Annotated in this window: 12 protein-coding genes and 1 tRNA gene; 1 reads left to right on the top strand and 12 read right to left on the bottom strand. The window is 58.8% G+C overall.

The genetic code is table 11. The features are described from left to right. Positions 1–81: 81 nt before the first annotated feature. The 3 genes from fusA to rpsL all read right to left on the bottom strand — a co-directional run bounded on the left by fusA (position 82) and on the right by rpsL (position 3308). Positions 82–2184, bottom strand: coding sequence for an elongation factor G (gene fusA / locus HGHM_RS01460; RefSeq protein WP_019139725.1), 2103 nt, complete (start codon positions 2182–2184; stop codon positions 82–84). 124 nt (positions 2185–2308) lie between these two features. Continuing rightward, complete coding sequence (rpsG, locus tag HGHM_RS01465; protein WP_019139726.1) at positions 2309–2779, bottom strand: 30S ribosomal protein S7; 471 nt, start codon at positions 2777–2779, stop codon at positions 2309–2311. A gap of 145 nt (positions 2780–2924) precedes the next feature. Continuing rightward, complete coding sequence (gene rpsL, locus HGHM_RS01470; protein WP_019139727.1) at positions 2925–3308, bottom strand: 30S ribosomal protein S12; 384 nt, start codon at positions 3306–3308, stop codon at positions 2925–2927. A 592-nt stretch (positions 3309–3900) separates the two neighbouring features. On the opposite strand from rpsL, the gene HGHM_RS01475 reads away from it, so the two are divergent. Further along, a complete protein-coding gene (locus HGHM_RS01475; RefSeq protein ID WP_245549137.1) occupies positions 3901–5628 on the top strand; it encodes a phosphoethanolamine transferase in 1728 nt (575 codons plus the stop codon). A gap of 127 nt (positions 5629–5755) precedes the next feature. On the opposite strand, the gene rpoC is transcribed toward HGHM_RS01475, so the two are convergent. The 9 genes from rpoC to HGHM_RS01520 all read right to left on the bottom strand — a co-directional run bounded on the left by rpoC (position 5756) and on the right by HGHM_RS01520 (position 18161). Next, complete coding sequence (gene rpoC, locus HGHM_RS01480; RefSeq protein WP_019139729.1) at positions 5756–9985, bottom strand: DNA-directed RNA polymerase subunit beta'; 4230 nt, start codon at positions 9983–9985, stop codon at positions 5756–5758. Between the two features lie 203 nt (positions 9986–10188). Next, positions 10189–14295, bottom strand: a complete 4107-nt coding sequence (rpoB, locus tag HGHM_RS01485) for a DNA-directed RNA polymerase subunit beta (protein WP_019139730.1) — start codon at positions 14293–14295, stop codon at positions 10189–10191. A 260-nt stretch (positions 14296–14555) separates the two neighbouring features. Further along, positions 14556–14933: a 50S ribosomal protein L7/L12 gene (rplL, locus tag HGHM_RS01490; protein ID WP_019139731.1), complete on the bottom strand. Its 378-nt coding sequence runs from the start codon at positions 14931–14933 to the stop codon at positions 14556–14558. A gap of 71 nt (positions 14934–15004) precedes the next feature. Continuing rightward, positions 15005–15505 carry a 50S ribosomal protein L10 gene (gene rplJ, locus HGHM_RS01495; RefSeq protein WP_026075598.1) on the bottom strand — a complete coding sequence of 167 codons (501 nt, stop codon included), beginning with the start codon at positions 15503–15505 and terminating at the stop codon, positions 15005–15007. 292 nt (positions 15506–15797) lie between these two features. After that, positions 15798–16493, bottom strand: a complete 696-nt coding sequence (gene rplA / locus HGHM_RS01500) for a 50S ribosomal protein L1 (protein WP_019139733.1) — start codon at positions 16491–16493, stop codon at positions 15798–15800. Then, positions 16493–16924, bottom strand: coding sequence for a 50S ribosomal protein L11 (gene rplK, locus HGHM_RS01505; RefSeq protein ID WP_019139734.1), 432 nt, complete (start codon positions 16922–16924; stop codon positions 16493–16495). The genes rplA and rplK overlap by 1 nt, the downstream gene beginning before the upstream one ends. A 153-nt stretch (positions 16925–17077) precedes the next feature. Beyond that, complete coding sequence (gene nusG / locus HGHM_RS01510) at positions 17078–17668, bottom strand: transcription termination/antitermination protein NusG (RefSeq protein ID WP_019139735.1); 591 nt, start codon at positions 17666–17668, stop codon at positions 17078–17080. After that, positions 17668–18051 carry a preprotein translocase subunit SecE gene (gene secE / locus HGHM_RS01515; RefSeq protein WP_019139736.1) on the bottom strand — a complete coding sequence of 128 codons (384 nt, stop codon included), beginning with the start codon at positions 18049–18051 and terminating at the stop codon, positions 17668–17670. Before secE ends, nusG begins: the two co-directional genes overlap by 1 nt. 34 nt (positions 18052–18085) lie before the next feature. Next, positions 18086–18161: transfer RNA gene (locus HGHM_RS01520), tRNA-Trp, on the bottom strand. Positions 18162–18229: the final 68 nt, after the last annotated feature.

Consider the following 18229-nt stretch of genomic DNA (forward strand, 5'->3'; position numbering starts at 1 on the left):
TTTCCTTCAAAAAGAACGAATGTTAAGTTGTCGTGGTTATTTCGCCTCGCTTGCGGGACCCGGTCCCGCAAGCTGCGGTCGTTACTTGGCCTTGGAGCTGACGACTGCCTCGGTAACGTTTTTCGGCGCTTCAGAGTAGTGCTTGAACTCCATCGTGTAAGTCGCACGGCCCTGGGTCAGCGAACGCAGCGTCGTTGCGTAACCGAACATTTCCGACAGCGGCACTTCGGCACGAACAATCTTGCCACCACCCGGCAGGTCATCCATGCCCTGGATGATGCCACGACGGGAAGAAAGGTCACCCATCACGTCGCCCATCTTTTCTTCCGGCGTCTCGACTTCGACGGCCATCATCGGCTCGAGAAGGACCGGGCTGGCCTTGCGGCAGCCGTCCTTGAAGGCCATCGATGCAGCCATGCGGAAGGCGTTTTCGTTCGAGTCCACGTCGTGGTAAGAACCGAAGAACAGGGTGACCTTGACGTCAACGACCGGATAGCCAGCCAATACGCCGTTCGGCAGGGTTTCAATGATGCCCTTTTCAACCGCCGGGATGTATTCACGCGGTACCACGCCACCCTTGATCGCGTCGACGAACTCGAAGCCCTTGCCCGGCTCCTGCGGCTCGATCTTCAGGACCACGTGACCGTATTGTCCGCGACCACCCGATTGCTTGACGAACTTACCTTCGATTTCTTCGCAAGTCTTGCGAATGGTTTCGCGGTATGCAACCTGCGGCTTGCCGACGGTCGCCTCGACTCCGAATTCGCGCTTCATGCGATCAACGATGATCTCGAGGTGCAACTCACCCATACCGGCAATGATTGTCTGGCCGGATTCTTCGTCGGTGCGTACGCGGAACGACGGGTCTTCCTGAGCCAACCGGTTCAGCGCCAAGCCCATTTTTTCCTGGTCGGCCTTGGTCTTCGGCTCGACTGCCTGGTGAATAACCGGCTCTGGGAACACCATGCGCTCAAGCGTGATCACCGACTCGGGATCACACAATGTATCGCCAGTCGTCGCCTCTTTCAGACCGACAGCCGCGGCGATGTCACCCGCGCGCACTTCCTTGATTTCTTCGCGCTGGTTGGCGTGCATCTGCAGGATGCGGCCGAGGCGCTCTTTCTTGCCCTTGACCGGGTTGTAGACGGTATCGCCCGAATTCACCACGCCGGAATACACGCGGAAGAAGATCAGCTGGCCGACGAACGGGTCGGTCATGATCTTGAATGCGAGGGCGGAGAACTTTTCGTTGTCATCCGCCTTACGCTCGGCCGGCTGCTCGTCTTCCCCGATGCCCGACACCGGAGGAATATCCGTTGGCGCCGGCAGGTAGTCGATCACCGCGTCCAGCATTGCCTGCACCCCCTTGTTCTTGAAGGCGGTGCCGCACATCATCGGCACGATTTCGCCAGCGATGGTGCGCAAACGGATTGCCTTCTTGATTTCTTCCTCATTCAGGTCGCCTTCTTCGAGGTACTTGTTCATCAGTTCCTCATTGGCTTCGGCAGCGGCCTCAACCATCTTTTCGCGCCATTCGTTCGCAGCATCCTGCAGGTTCGCAGGAATGTCCCGATACTCGAATTTCATGCCTTGGGAAGAGTCATCCCAATAGATGGCCTTCATCTTGACCAGGTCGATCACGCCTTCGAAGGTATCCTCGGCACCGATCGGCACCTGGATGGGGATCGGGTTGGCCTTCAGGCGCGCGCGCATCTGGTCGTAAACCTTGAAGAAGTTTGCGCCGGTGCGGTCCATCTTGTTGACGAATGCAAGGCGCGGCACCTTGTACTTGTTGGCCTGGCGCCATACTGTTTCGGACTGCGGCTGCACTCCGCCCACTGCGCAGTAGACCATGCAAGCGCCGTCGAGGACGCGCATGGAGCGCTCCACTTCGATGGTGAAGTCAACGTGACCCGGGGTATCGATGATGTTGATACGGTGCTCCGGGTAGTTGCTGGCCATGCCCTTCCAGAAGCAGGTGGTTGCAGCAGACGTAATGGTGATGCCGCGCTCCTGCTCCTGCTCCATCCAGTCCATGGTCGCTGCGCCATCATGCACTTCGCCCAGCTTGTGGTTCACGCCGGTGTAGAACAGGATGCGTTCGGTAGTGGTTGTCTTGCCGGCATCGATGTGAGCGGAAATACCGATGTTGCGGTAGCGCTCAATAGGGGTCTTGCGAGCCATAATCAATCCTAAGTCTTTTAATAATCGAAAACCGAGCGCCGCTTTTATTCAAAGACGTGCCCGGTTTTGATCAATTTACATTGCAGAGCCTTCAACGATGTGAAGGCGACGATTCAAACTGCCATCAGAAACGGAAATGCGAGAACGCCTTGTTCGCTTCTGCCATGCGGTGCACTTCATCACGCTTCTTCATCGCACCGCCGCGGCCTTCAGCCGCTTCCATCAGCTCACCACCCAGACGCTGGGGCATGGATTTCTCGCTGCGCTTGTTCGCAGCTTCGCGCAGCCAGCGCATGGACAAAGCCATGCGGCGAACCGGACGCACTTCAACCGGCACCTGGTAGTTGGCGCCACCAACGCGACGGGATTTCACTTCGACGAGAGGCTTGCAGTTGTTGATGGCGGCAGTAAATACTTCCAGCGGATCCTTGCCGGATTTTTGCTGAATGTGGTCGAACGCACCGTAGATGATGTTCTCGGCGACCGATTTTTTACCGGACAGCATCAGGACGTTAACGAACTTGGCAACATCAACATTGCCGAATTTCGGATCAGGCAGAATTTCCCGTTTCGGGACTTCGCGACGACGTGGCATTTCGATTCCTTTCAATCTTCAGTTGAGCATCCGGCTGTCGTTGCCGGCACGCTCGCGGATGACCCTCATGACCACCCACTTACTCGACCCGTTCGGGGCCGACTTCCATTTCGCCCGGCATGACACCTTGCGAAATACCTGTTGATTACTTCTTGGCGGCTTTCGCGCGCTTCGCTCCGTACTTGGAACGCGCCTGCTTACGATCCTTGACGCCCTGGGTATCCAGCGCACCGCGAACCATGTGATAACGCACACCCGGCAAGTCCTTCACGCGACCACCGCGGATCAGCACCACGCTGTGCTCTTGCAAGTTGTGACCTTCACCGCCGATGTAGGAAATGACCTCGAAACCGTTGGTCAGACGAACCTTGGCAACCTTACGCAGCGCAGAGTTCGGCTTTTTCGGGGTAGTGGTGTAAACGCGGGTGCAGACGCCGCGTTTTTGCGGGCTGTTTTCCAGTGCCGGCGATTTGCTCTTGACGCGAGCGGAAACGCGCGGGTGGTTAATCAGTTGATTAATGGTTGGCATCGGTCTAAATCCAACAAAATTACGACGTTAATAAAAAAATACAGTCCCGAAATCGGTTGCCCGGGACCATGAATGCAATCATGCGCCGCGATGGCGCGGTTCGATTCAGGACTATAGGGAGAAAAAGCGTCGCAGAGGGCGAATAGAGACCAAAGAACGCTTAAGCCCTGTAGAGCTTAAATTCGAGAACTCGCGAGTATATCGCGAAGAGCGCGCTTAGTCAAACTTCTTATGTGTATATGGTAGGCGCGCCGGGTGCGCGGGGACACGGAAACATCCTTGGTGGGCGCTATAACTGCCCAATGTTTTCAGGTAAGTGGGGTTTGACGGTTGGGTAAGTGCACGCTCACGCGCTGTTGGGCTAGGGAATACGTGCTGCCTGGTAGAGCGGCAGGATTGGTTGTCTCGTTAGTTCTAAAAAGTAATTGTTTATGGCAGATAATTGCGGGCTGGATAACTTTCGCTCCACCCTTTCTTCATGCTGTGTCTACTTCGCCCTGCCAACCTTTTCATTCTTCTCAGTTATCTGGCCTTGTCTTTGGTGCCGGTACTGGGGTTGTATGGAGACAAGACGGGGGAAGACGCCGTACACGTGTTGGGACTTACTCTCTTTATGTGGCTGGCGTTATGGGCGGTGTTCAAGCGGCCGGCCTGGTTTCACTGGCTGCTGCTGCCGGCCTTTTTGGCGGTGCCGATGGAAGCCTATTTGCACTTCCACTACAAGCAAGGAATTTCGCCGCATCATCTGGGCATCATCATGGAAACCAGCCCCCAGGAAACTCTGGAGTTTCTTGGCAATTCGCTCTGGCTGGCTTTGGCAGCACTGGCAGCGGTGATGGCATGGTGGTGGCTGTGCTGGAGAGCGGCTTGGCGTACGACGGATCTGGACTGGTCCGGAAAATCACGGTGGATATTTCTGGCGATTCTTGCAGCTGTGTCGTGCACCTGGCTGTATCAGGGCAAGCATGGCGGGCAGTCGGTGGCGGTTGCGAGACCATTCGGCAGCGGGAATGCTCAGGTGAGCAAGGTGGAGGCGGGCAAGGCTGGCGCAGCGACGTTCCTGGGCTCCTGGTCCAATTCTTTGCGCTTTCCCAGCCTCCCGGCATGGGCGAAAGTATCATTCGAGCTTGATACGCTCGGCGAGACGCGACCTTTCGGCCTGGCACTCCTGGCGCACGATTTCTGGAGGGAGCGCCAGTACCTGGCGGAACTCGCGCGCAAGAGCAAACGTTTTACTTTTGGCGCTCATCAGCCGCTACAGGACCAGGTGCCGCAAGTCGTCGTGATGGTCATTGGGGAGTCCTCCCGCTATGACCGCTGGAGTCTGAATGGCTATGGCCGCGAGACCAATCCTTTGCTGAAGAAGGAAGCAAATCTGGTCAGCCTGTCAAATGTGGTGACTGCGGTGTCGGCAACCCGGCTGTCGGTGCCGGTGCTGGTATCGCGCAAGCGGGCAACACAAAGCCTGCACGCCGGGTTCTCGGAGAAATCCTTCCTGAGCGCATTCAGGGAAGCGGGATTCAAGACATTCTGGCTGTCGAACCAGATGTCGTTCGGCCGGTTCGACACGCCTGTCTCGGTATTTGCGCAAGAGGCGGACGTAACTCAATTCCTGAACTTGGGCGGGTTCATCGACAACTCCAGCTATGATGAAGTCCTGCTTGCGCCGCTCAGGAAAGCGATCGCCGATCCGGCTCGAAAGAAGCTGATCGTGCTGCACACGCTCGGCAATCACTGGAACTACAGTCATCGCTACCCGAAGGAGTTCGACAAGTGGCAACCATCGCTGTTCGGTGTCGAGAATCCTGCCTATACCGACGCGAAGCTGAAGCCGGAATTGAATAACAGCTACGACAATTCCATCATGTACACCGATTGGTTTCTGGCGCAGGTCATCGCAGACCTGAAGGAATCCGGGACAGTGGCTGCCATGATGTACGTATCAGACCATGGGCAGACCTTGTATGACGGGTCGTGCAAGCTGGCCTTTCACGGACACAATACCCAGTATGAGTTCCATGTTCCGGCAGTCGTCTGGTATTCCGAGCTGTACCGCGTCACCCATCCACGCAAGGTGAGACTGTTGCACAGGAACCGGCACGCCCGGTTGGCGACGGAAAACGTGTTCCACTCGCTTCTTGACCTGGCGGATATACGCTACGGCACCGAGCAGCTGGAGTGGAGCTTCCTGAATCGGCAGTTCCGGGAACACAAGCGCTATGTCGACAGCTATGGCTGGACCGACTACGACAACGCGCGCATCAAGGGCGACTGCCGCGAGGTGATTGCGAAAGACAAGCCGCTGCCGCAAACGCGATAGAACGTATGGTCTTGCCACCATCAGCGTCGTCCGGGCTGGGACGGTCCGCCGCGTGATTTGCCCATGAACATAAAAAAACGGCACCGGAGCAAAACTACGGTGCCGTCTTGAGAGGGACGGAAGGGGATTAAGCTTCGCCTTCCGGTGTGCTTCCCGTGTCGATGGTCTCGGTTTCCGTTGTGCGAGCCGCTTGCTCTGCCTGCAGCAGCGCGGTCCGCTCTTCGGCTTCCCATGCCTCTTTTTCCTTGCGGGCACGATGGTAAGCCAAGCCGGTACCGGCCGGGATCAGACGTCCGACGATCACGTTTTCCTTCAGACCGCGCAGGCCGTCCTTCTTGCCCATGATCGCAGCTTCCGTCAGCACGCGTGTGGTTTCCTGGAAGGACGCCGCGGAGATGAAGGAGTCGGTCGACAGCGATGCCTTCGTGATACCGAGCAGCACGTTCTCGTAGGTTGCCGGGCGCTTGTCTTCGGCGATGACCTTGTCGTTTTCGTCCAGCAGCTCGGAGCGCTCAACCTGCTCGCCCGGGATGTAGGACGTATCGCCGGCATCAACCACCTGTACGCGACGCAGCATCTGGCGCACGATCACTTCAATATGCTTGTCATTGATCTTCACGCCCTGCAGACGGTACACGTCCTGCACTTCGTCGACGATATAGCGTGCCAGCGCTTCGATGCCCAGCAGGCGCAGGATGTCTTGCGGATCGGCCGGGCCGTCCACGATCATCTCGCCCTTGTTCACCACCTGACCGTCGTGCACCAGCACCTGCTTGTCCTTGGTAATCAGGAACTCGTGCTTGTTGCCTTCCATGTCGGTGATTTCCAGGCGCTGCTTGCCCTTGGTTTCCTTACCGAACGCCACCGTACCAGTGACTTCCGCCAGCATGCCGGCATCCTTCGGCGAACGTGCTTCGAACAGTTCGGCCACGCGCGGCAGACCGCCGGTAATGTCACGGGTCTTCTGCGATTCGGTCGGGATACGTGCGAGCACTTCACCCACTGACACCTGCTGACCATCCTTCACGGTGATCAGTGCGCCGACCTGGAAGCTGATCGTCACCGGATGCTCGGTGCCGGCGATCTTCACTTCCTCGCCTTTCTCGTTCAGCAACTTCACCTGCGGACGCAGCGACTTGCCTGCAGTGCTGCGACGCTTGGCATCGATAACCACCAGAGTCGACAGACCGGTCACTTCATCGATCTGCTTGGCGACGGTCGAGCCTTCCTCGACATTCTCGAACTTCACCGTACCGGCGTATTCGGTAATGATCGGACGGGTCAGCGGATCCCAGGTTGCCAGGGCGGTACCGGCCTTGAGGGCCAGGCCATCCTTGACCAGCAGGGTCGCGCCGTACGGCACCTTGTGACGCTCGCGCTCGCGGCCGTGGTCGTCGGTGATCAGCACTTCGCCGGAACGGGAAATGACGATCTGCTCGCCCTTGCCGTTGGTAACGTAGCGCATGGTGGCCGTGAAGCGCACCGTGCCGTTCGACTTGGCTTCGACGCTCGAAGCGACTGCTGCACGCGATGCCGCACCACCGATGTGGAAGGTACGCATCGTGAGCTGGGTGCCCGGTTCGCCGATCGACTGCGCAGCAACCACACCAACGGCTTCGCCGACGTTGACCAGCATGCCGCGGCCGAGATCGCGTCCATAGCACTTGGCGCACAGACCATAACGGGTGTCGCAGGTCAGCGGAGTGCGGACCTTCACTTCGTCGATGCCGAGGCGTTCGATGTTTTCGACCGCGTCTTCGTCCAGCAGCGTGCCGGCTTCGATCAGGGTCGACTGGTCTTCGGGGTTGACGACATCGGTCGCCGCCACGCGGCCGAGGATACGGTCGCGCAATGCTTCGATGACTTCGCCACCTTCGACCAGCGCCTTCATCGACGCGCCGTTGGTCGTGCCGCAATCGTCTTCGGTCACAACCAGATCCTGGGTGACGTCGACCAGGCGGCGGGTCAGGTAACCCGAGTTCGCGGTCTTCAGCGCGGTGTCGGCCAGACCCTTACGGGCGCCGTGCGTCGAGATGAAGTACTGCAGAACGTTCAAGCCTTCGCGGAAGTTCGCGGTAATCGGCGTCTCGATGATCGAGCCATCCGGCTTCGCCATCAGGCCGCGCATACCGGCCAGCTGACGGATCTGCGCCGCCGAACCACGTGCGCCCGAGTCGGCCATCATGTAAATCGCGTTGAACGATTCCTGAGTGCCCTGGGTGCCGTCGCGCTTGGTGACCGGTTCCACTTTCAGCTGGTCCATCATCGCCTTGCCGACTTCGTCGCCGGCCTTGCCCCAGATGTCCACCACCTTGTTGTAGCGTTCGCCTGCCGTGACCAGACCGGAAGCGTACTGCTGCTCGATCTGTTTCACTTCATGCTCGGCCTGAGCAATGATGGTGTGCTTCTGCGGCGGCACCAGCATGTCATCCACGCAGATCGAGATACCAGCGCGGGTTGCAAGGCGGAAGCCGGACTGCATCAGCTGGTCGGCGAACACGACGGTCGCGCGCAGGCCGCACTTGCGGAACGAGGTATTGATCAGGCGCGAGATTTCCTTCTTCTTCAGTGCCTTGTTCAGCACCGTAAACGGCAAGCCCTTCGGCAGAATTTCGGAGAGAATCGCACGGCCGACAGTGGTCTCGTAGCGCTTAATCGTCTTCACGAATTCACCGGAAGCCGGGTCTTTCGGATATTCGGTAATGCGCACGGTGATGCGCGTGGTCAGCTCGACTTCCTTGTTGTCGTAGGCGCGGATCACTTCGGACACGTCCGGGAACATCATGCCCTCGCCCTTGCCGTTGATCTTTTCACGGGTGGCGTAGTACAGGCCGAGCACGATATCCTGCGACGGCACGATCGACGGCTCGCCGTTCGACGGGAACAGCACGTTGTTCGAAGCCAGCATCAGCGCGCGCGCTTCCATCTGTGCTTCGATCGACAGCGGAACGTGGACAGCCATCTGGTCACCGTCGAAGTCGGCGTTGAACGCCGCGCAAACGAGCGGATGCAACTGGATCGCCTTGCCTTCGATCAGCACCGGCTCGAAAGCCTGGATGCCGAGACGGTGCAGCGTCGGTGCACGGTTCAGCATGACCGGATGCTCGCGGATCACTTCTTCCAGGATGTCCCAGACCACCGGTTCCTGCATCTCGACCAGCTTCTTGGCGGCCTTGATGGTCGTGGCCAGACCCATCAGTTCCAGCTTGTTGAAGATGAAGGGCTTGAACAGTTCCAGCGCCATCAGCTTCGGCAGGCCGCACTGATGCAGCTTGAGCTGCGGACCCACCACGATGACGGAACGGCCGGAGTAGTCGACGCGCTTGCCGAGCAGGTTTTGACGGAAGCGACCACCCTTGCCCTTGATCATTTCAGCAAGCGACTTCAGCGGACGCTTGTTGGCCCCGGTCATGGCCTTGCCACGGCGACCGTTATCGAGCAGCGAGTCGACCGCTTCCTGCAGCATGCGCTTTTCGTTGCGGGTAATGATTTCCGGCGCACGCAGCTCCATCAGGCGCTTCAGACGGTTGTTGCGGTTGATGACGCGGCGATACAGGTCGTTCAGGTCAGAAGTCGCGAAGCGGCCGCCATCGAGCGGAACCAGCGGACGCAGTTCCGGCGGCAGCACCGGCAGCACTTCCATGATCATCCACTCGGGCTTGATGCCGGAGCGCTGGAACGCTTCCAGCACTTTCAGGCGCTTGGCGTATTTCTTGATCTTGGCTTCCGACTTGGAATCCTTCAATTCCTGGCGCAGCTGCTCCACTTCACGGTCGATGTCGATCGTGCGCAGCAGCTCGCGAATACCTTCCGCGCCCATGAATGCGGTGAAGTCGTCGCCGTATTCTTCATACTTGGCGGCATAGTCGTCTTCCGACATGATCTGGCACTTCTTCAGCGGCGTCATGCCAGGATCGGTCACGACGTATGCTTCGAAGTACAGCACGCGTTCGATATCGCGCAGTGTCATGTCGAGCACCATGCCCAGACGCGACGGCAGCGACTTCAGGAACCAGATGTGCGCGGTGGGCGATGCGAGTTCGATGTGGCCCATGCGCTCGCGGCGCACCTTGGCCAGCGTGACTTCCACGCCGCATTTTTCGCAGATCACGCCACGGTGCTTCAGGCGCTTGTACTTGCCGCACAGGCATTCATAGTCCTTGATCGGTCCGAAGATCTTGGCGCAGAACAGGCCGTCGCGCTCGGGCTTGAAGGTGCGGTAGTTGATGGTTTCCGGCTTTTTGACTTCGCCGTACGACCAGGAACGGATTTTCTCAGGCGACGCGAGGCCAATCTTGATCGCGTCGAACTGTTCGTTTTGCTGAACTTGCTTGAATAGATCGAGCAGTGCTTTCATTTCTATCACTCCATGTTGGCGTGAATGACGCTTGGAAGCGCGGCGTGGACGCGATAAATCGCTTCTACCCTGTTCGCACTGTCGGGAGAGCCCGGCGCCACAAGGTGACGAGAGTTCCGACTGTACCGGGAGCGGTTATCGTGCCCCCGCGCTGCCTAAAACTTGCCACCCGCCGGCATTACCACCGGCGGGCCTTTTCTTGCTTAGTCCCTTTCGAGATCGATGTCGATACCCAGCGAGCGGATTTCCTTCACCAGCACGTTGAAGGATTCCGGCATGCCGGCATCGATGACATGATCGCCCTTGACCAGGTTCTCGTACACCTTGGTACGGCCGGTGACGTCGTCCGACTTCACTGTCAGCATTTCCTGCAGCACGTAAGACGCGCCGTAAGCTTCCAGTGCCCAGACTTCCATCTCGCCGAAACGCTGGCCACCGAACTGCGCCTTGCCGCCCAGCGGTTGCTGGGTCACGAGCGAGTACGGACCGGTGGAGCGAGCGTGCATCTTGTCGTCGACCAGGTGGTGCAGCTTCAGCATGTGCATGTAGCCGACCGTGACCGGGCGCTCAAAGGCTTCGCCGGTGCGTCCGTCGTACATGGTGACCTGGTTCTTCGACGGGGTCATGCCGAGTTGCTTGGCGATCGGGTCGGGATACGCAAGGTCCAGCATGCGGCGGATCTCGTCTTCATGCGCACCATCGAACACCGGTGTAGCAAAAGGCACGCCCTGCTTCAGGTTGTCTGCCAGCGCCAGGATCTCGTCGTCGCCCAGAGTGTCGAGGTCTTCCGGCCTGCCGGACTCGTTGTAGATGGTCTTCAGGAAGCCGCGCAACTCGGCTGCCTTGGCTTGCGCCTGCAGCATTTCACCGATGCGCAATCCGAGACCCTTCGAGGCCCAGCCCAAATGCACTTCCAGCACCTGGCCGACGTTCATACGCGACGGCACGCCGAGCGGGTTCAGCACGATGTCGGCCGGGGTGCCATCTGCCATGTACGGCATGTCTTCCACCGGCACGATGCGCGAGACCACGCCCTTGTTACCGTGGCGGCCGGCCATCTTGTCGCCAGGCTGCAGACGACGCTTGACGGCGAGATAGACCTTGACCATCTTCTGTACGCCCGGCGGCAGTTCGTCACCCTGCGTGAGCTTCTTGCGCTTTTCTTCGAAGGCGAGATCGAACTGGTGGCGCTTCTCGGCGATCGATTCCTTGATAGCTTCCAGGTTGGCAGCAACATCTTCGTCCGCCGGACGAATGTCGAACCAGTGGAACTTGTCCAGATCATCCAGGTATTCCTTGGTGATCTTGGCACCCTTGGACAGCTTCTTCGGACCGCCGTTGGCGGTCTTCCCGATCAGCATTTTTTCGAGGCGCTGGAAGGCGTCGCCTTCCACGATACGCAGCTGGTCGTTCAGGTCGAGGCGATAGCGCTTGAGCTCGTCGTCGATGATCTGCTGGGCACGCTTGTCGCGCTGGATGCCTTCGCGGGTGAATACCTGCACATCGATCACGGTGCCGACCATGCCGGACGGCACGCGCAGCGAGGTGTCTTTTACATCGGACGCCTTCTCACCAAAGATCGCGCGCAGCAGCTTTTCTTCCGGCGTCAGCTGGGTTTCGCCCTTCGGCGTCACCTTACCGACCAGCACGTCGCCAGCCTCGACTTCGGCACCGATGTACACGATGCCGGATTCATCCAGACGCGCGAGCTGGTTTTCCGCCAGGTTCGAGATGTCGCGGGTGATTTCTTCCGCGCCCAGCTTGGTGTCGCGTGCGACTACCGACAGCTCCTCGATATGGATCGAGGTATAGCGGTCGTCCGCCACGACCTTCTCGGAAATCAGGATCGAGTCCTCGAAGTTGTAGCCGTTCCAGGGCATGAACGCAACCAGCATGTTCTGACCAAGCGCGAGTTCGCCGAGGTCGGTCGATGCGCCGTCGGCGATCACGTCATTCTTTGCCACGCGATCGCCCACTTTCACGATCGGACGCTGGTTGATGTTCGTGTTCTGGTTGGACCGGGTGTACTTGATCAGGTTGTAGATATCCACACCGACTTCGCCGGCTGCCGCTTCCTCGTCATTCACGCGGATCACGATACGGCCAGCGTCGACATAGTCGACCACGCCGCCGCGCAGAGCCTGCACGGTGGTGCCGGAGTCGACCGCAACGGTGCGCTCGATGCCGGTGCCGACGAATGCCTTTTCCGGACGCAGGCAGGGAACCGCCTGGCGTTGCATGTTCGCGCCCATCAGTGCGCGGTTCGCGTCATCGTGCTCCAGGAACGGGATCAGCGAAGCTGCGACCGACACGACCTGGCCCGGGGCAACGTCCATGTACTGGACGCGTTCCGGCGACACGAGAATGGTCTCGCCTGCCTGACGGGCAGATACCAGTTCGTCGGACAGCTTGCCATCCTTGTCGATGGTCGCGTTCGCTTGGGCGATCACGTAGCGGCCTTCCTCGATTGCGGACAGGTAGTCGATCTGGTTGGTGACCTGGCTGCCTTCGACCTTGCGATACGGCGTCTCGAGGAAGCCGTACTCGTTCAGTCGGGCATACAGAGCCAGTGAGTTGATCAGGCCGATGTTCGGGCCTTCCGGCGTTTCGATCGGGCACACGCGGCCGTAGTGCGTCGGATGCACGTCGCGAACCTCGAAACCGGCGCGCTCGCGGGTCAGGCCGCCCGGACCGAGCGCGGATACACGGCGCTTGTGCGTGATCTCCGACAGCGGATTGGTCTGGTCCATGAATTGCGACAGCTGCGAAGAGCCGAAAAATTCGCGGATCGCGGCCGAAATCGGCTTGCTGTTGATCAGGTCGTGCGGCATCAGGTTGTCCGCCTCGGCCTGGCCGAGACGCTCCTTGACGGCGCGCTCGACGCGCACCAGGCCGGCACGGAACTGGTTTTCCGCCAGTTCGCCAACGCAGCGCACGCGACGGTTGCCGAGGTGGTCGATGTCGTCGACTTCTCCGCGGCCGTTGCGCAGTTCGACCAGGATCTTGATTACTGCCAAGATGTCTTCGTTCGACAGCGTCATCGGACCTGTGAGTTCTTCGCGGCCGATGCGGCGGTTGAACTTCATGCGGCCGACGGCCGACAGGTCATAGCGCTCTTCGCTGTAGAACAGGCCGTTGAACAGGGCTTCGACCGATTCTTCGGTCGGCGGCTCACCGGGGCGCATCATGCGGTAGATCGCGATGCGCGCCGCCGTCTGGTCCGCGGTATCGTCGGTACGCAGGGTCTGCGAGATGTAAGCGCCCTGGTCGAGATCGTTGGTGTAGAGCGTCTGGATCTCGGCGACATTCGCCTCGCGCAGGCGCGCCAGCAAATCTTCGGTCAGTTCATCGTTTGCGTTGGCCAAGACTTCGCCGGTTTCCGTGTCGATAATGTTCTTCGCCAGTACGCGACCGAGCAGATAGTCTTCCGGCACGGAGATGTGCTTGAGACCGGCTGCTTCAATTTCGCGCACGTGCTTCGCGTTGATGCGCTTGTCTTTCGCGACGATCACCTTGCCGGACTTGTCGGCGATGTCGAAACGCGCGACTTCGCCGCGCAGGCGTTCTGCGACAAACTCCAGTTCGGCGCCTTCGCTGCGCAGGGTGAAGTTGTCGAACACGAAGAAGTTCGCGAGGATCTGCTCCGGCGTCATGCCGATTGCCTTCAGCAGGATCGATACCGGCATCTTGCGGCGGCGGTCGACGCGGAAGTACAGGATGTCCTTCGGGTCGAATTCGAAATCAAGCCAGGAACCGCGATAGGGAATGATGCGCGCGGAGAACAGCAGCTTGCCCGAGGAATGCGTCTTGCCGCGGTCGTGCTCGAAGAACACGCCCGGCGAGCGGTGCAATTGCGACACGATGACGCGCTCGGTGCCGTTGATGACGAAGGAACCGTTCTGGGTCATGAGCGGCAGTTCGCCCATGTAGACTTCCTGCTCCTTCATTTCCTTGACGACCGGCTTGGTCGGCGATTCCTTGTCGAGAATGACGAGACGCACCTTCGCGCGCAGCGGCGAGGCGAAGGTCAGGCCGCGCTGCTGGCATTCTTTGACATCAAATGGAGGATCTCCCAACACATACGACAAAAACTCTAGCCGTGCGAACCCGTTGTGGGACACAATAGGAAAAATCGAGGTGAAGGCGGACTGCAGGCCCTCATTCTTGCGTTGCGACGGTGCTTTGTCGGCTTGCAAAAAGCTCTGATAGGACTCGAGCTGGGTTGCTAGCAGGAACGGAACGTTGTGGACGTTTGCACGCTTCGCGAATGACTTGCGAATGCGCTTCTTCTCAGTAAATGAGTAGTGCATGGACACTCCGTGAGTGACAGGAAGGATGGAGAATTCAGGTTTCAGGAAGAGGAGGGTGTCAGTCCTCTTGGCGCCTGTGAAACCTCAAGTCTCAGCCCTTCGAGCTTGTTTAAACTAAGCAACTGATCCTGCAGGGTAGCTGGAACAGTTCAGCAAAATTCGAAAACGACAAAGGAGCCAAAGCCGAACCCGCTCTTGTCGAGGGGATTGCGAGCTTTGACTCCGGCGATTTAGATCCGCCCTAGCAAGCCGAGCCGAGATTACTTGAGTTCGGCTTTGGCGCCAGCTTCTTCCAGCTTCTTCTTTGCTGCTTCGGCGTCTGCCTTGGCGATGCCTTCCTTGACGGGCTTCGGTGCGCCGTCAACCAGGTCTTTCGCCTCTTTCAGGCCGAGGCCGGTGATTTCGCGGACTGCCTTGATCACGCCGACCTTGTTCGCGCCAACTTCAGCCAGCACAACGGTGAACTCGGTCTTCTCTTCAGCAGCCGGAGCAGCACCGCCGGCGCCAGCCGGGCCAGCGACTGCCATTGCAGCGGCGGACACGCCAAATTTTTCTTCGAAAGCCTTGACCAGGTCATTCAGTTCCATCACGGACATCTGGCCTACTGCTTCAAGGATATCGTCTTTGCTAATTGCCATTTGAAACTCCTAAATTTTTGATTCGGTAATCACATCTGATCGGTATTAACGCAAGAGGAAACGACGGCGAATTAGGCTGCGCCTTCGGTTTCCTTCTTCGCTGCGAGGGCAGCAAGCGCGCGGGCAAAGCCAGAAACCGGAGCCTGCATCACGCCCAGCAACTGGGAGATGAGGACTTCGCGGCTCGGGATGCTGGCCAGCGCAGTCACACCAGCCTTGTCGAGCTGTTTACCTGCGTAGTTGCCTGCCTTGATGACCAGTTTGTCGTTGCCTTTGGCGAAGTCATTGATGACTTTGGCAGCGGCGACGGCATCCTCGGAGATCGAATAGATCAACGGGCCGGTCATTTCGGAGGCGAGGCCAGCGAAAGGCGTGCCCTCGACGGCGCGACGTGCAAGCGTGTTTTTCAACACGCGCAGGTACACACCCTCGGAGCGCGCCTTGGCGCGCAGTTGCGTCAAGTGACCAACCTGGATGCCACGATATTCGGCCACGACGATCGTCTGCGCAGAGGCTACCCTTGCGGAGACTTCGGCGACGACGGCCTTCTTGTCATTCAGATTGAGACTCAAGATCAACCTCCAAAAATGATGCTCGGATGTTTTCCTTGCATCGGTTCGAACACGGCGTCCGAAGTTTAGGAGTTCATGCCGGCGGACCAGCGTTGAGACTACAAAACTTTTTCGGGCACACCATCTGCGTTGGGTACCGGTGATGTCTGCTCCGGTGTTTAACTTTGCGCACGAACTGCATGCACGCCGCCCAACGGTCTTTGATTGCCTAGGTCCTTTTCATGCTGCCGAATCGGACCCAGCCCAAAGATTCGCCCCATGCGACGGCGCACGGGGACTTGATTCACTACTCTCAGGCAGCCAGCGAGGCCTGGTCGACGCGCACGCCGGCGCCCATCGTCGAAGACAGCGCGACCTTGCGCAGGTACACACCCTTGCTGCTTGCCGGCTTGGCCTTGTTCAGCGCATCGATCAGCGCCATCAGATTCGACTTGAGATCGGCATCGCTGAACGACTTGCGGCCGATGGTCGCGTGGATGATGCCGGCCTTGTCGGTACGGTATTGAACCTGACCGGCTTTCGCGTTCTTGACGGCAGTGGCGACATCCGGGGTAACGGTTCCGACCTTCGGGTTCGGCATCATGCCGCGCGGACCGAGGATCTGGCCCAGGGTACCGACGATACGCATGGTGTCGGGCGATGCGATGACGATATCGAAAGGCATGTCGCCTGCCTTGATGCGGTCTGCCAAGTCTTCCATGCCGACCACGTCGGCGCCTGCGGCTTTCGCCTGCTGGGCTTTGTCGCCAGTGGCAAAAACTGCGACGCGCACAGACTTGCCGGTACCGGCCGGCAGCACGACGGAACCGCGCACCACCTGATCGGATTTCTTGGCGTCCACGCCGAGCTGAACCGACACATCGATCGATTCATCGAACTTGGCGGTGGCGCAGTCTTTGACCAGTGCGACAGCGCTATCGAACGGATAGAGCTTGGTGCGGTCGACTTTCGCCTTGATTGCCTTTACGCGCTTGGATAACTTAGCCATTACAGACCCTCCACCGTGATGCCCATGGAACGAGCAGAACCCGCGATGGTGCGCACTGCGGCGTCCATGTCAGCTGCCGTTAGGTCGGGCATTTTTGTCTTAGCGATATCTTCAGCCTGCTTCCGGGTGATCTTGCCGACTTTGTCGGTATGCGGCTTGGAGGAACCTTTCTGGATTCCGGCGGCCTTTTTGATCAGGATCGTTGCCGGCGGCGTCTTCATCACGAAGGTGAAAGACTTGTCCGCGAAGGCGGTGATCACGACCGGAATCGGCAGACCCGGCTCCACGCCTTGAGTCTGGGCGTTGAACGCCTTGCAGAATTCCATGATGTTCAAGCCGCGCTGACCCAGAGCCGGGCCAATCGGCGGGGAAGGATTTGCTTTACCAGCTGGCACCTGCAGCTTGATAAAACCGATGATTTTCTTTGCCATGATGGCTCCTACATTGATTGAGTGTTAGCGCCTGTTCCCCTGCCATGCGGCCGGCTACTTGGGCTCCTCTTCGATTGCTGCTTAGATTTCACAAGCGCTGAAGCTGGCGACGCTCTAATTGACGTTTTACTGCAATATAGTTGAAGGCGAGGCTTACACCTTTTCGACCTGACCGAATTCCAACTCGACCGGCGTGGCGCGGCCGAAGATGGTGACAGAGACGCGTACCCGTGATTTCTCGTAATTGACTTCTTCGACATTGCCGTTGAAGTCTGTGAACGGGCCTTCCTTGATGCGCACCATTTCGCCGACTTCGTACAGCACTTTGGGACGCGGCTTTTCGACGCCTTCCTGCATTTGCTGCATGATCTTTTCGACTTCATGCGGAGGAATCGGCGTTGGCTTGTTCGATTTTCCGCCGATGAATCCGGTCACCTTGCTGGTGTTCTTCACCAGGTGCCAGGTCTCGTCCGTCATTTCCATCTCGACCAGCACATAGCCCGGGAAGAAGCGGCGTTCGGTAACGGACTTGTGCCCATTCTTGACTTCGACGACTTCTTCGGTCGGCACGAGGATTTGTCCGAACTTGTCGCGCATCCCCGCGCGCTCGATGCGCTCGAGGAGCGCACGCTGAACGCTCTTTTCCATGCCGGAGTAGGCGTGCACCACGTACCAGCGCTTGTTGCCGCCCGATTGGCTCACTGCCGGGGCGCCTTGTGCGCCGTCTTGCGTGTTCTCGCCCATTATCGTTTCCAGCCCAGGATGAGGTCGTACAACACGAACTCGAGAATCTTATCCGTGCCCCACAAGAAGATTGCCATAAGGAGAACAAAACCGAACACGACCGCCGTGATCTGCATTGCCTCCTTGCGGGTCGGCCAGACCACTTTCTTGGTTTCGCGAACGGACTCCCTGGCGAACCCGAGAAAATCGCGGCCCGGAGACGAAGTCCAGGCCAGCGCAATTGCCGCGAGCAGACCAGCGACCAGCGCACCGGCCCGCATTGCTGTCGGCTTGTCCGACAGAACATAGAAACCGACAACACCGGCGATCACAGCCAGAATTGCGAACGCAACCTTGACCTTGTCGCCAGAAGTGTTGACGGTTTCGACGGGATGGTTAGACATACGCTTTACTTTCGGTGCCCTGCGGCGAAATCTTTGGCAGGGGCAGAGGGAATCGAACCCCCAACCTTCGGTTTTGGAGACCGACGCTCTGCCAGTTGAGCTATACCCCTACGCCTAAACCTGTGATTGGATCGTCCCGCTGGAATGCACACGACATTGCAGCGGGAGAGTTCCTGAC

The organism is Noviherbaspirillum massiliense JC206 (genome assembly GCF_000312045.1).
Taxonomy (GTDB): Bacteria; Pseudomonadota; Gammaproteobacteria; order Burkholderiales; family Burkholderiaceae_D; genus Noviherbaspirillum; species Noviherbaspirillum massiliense.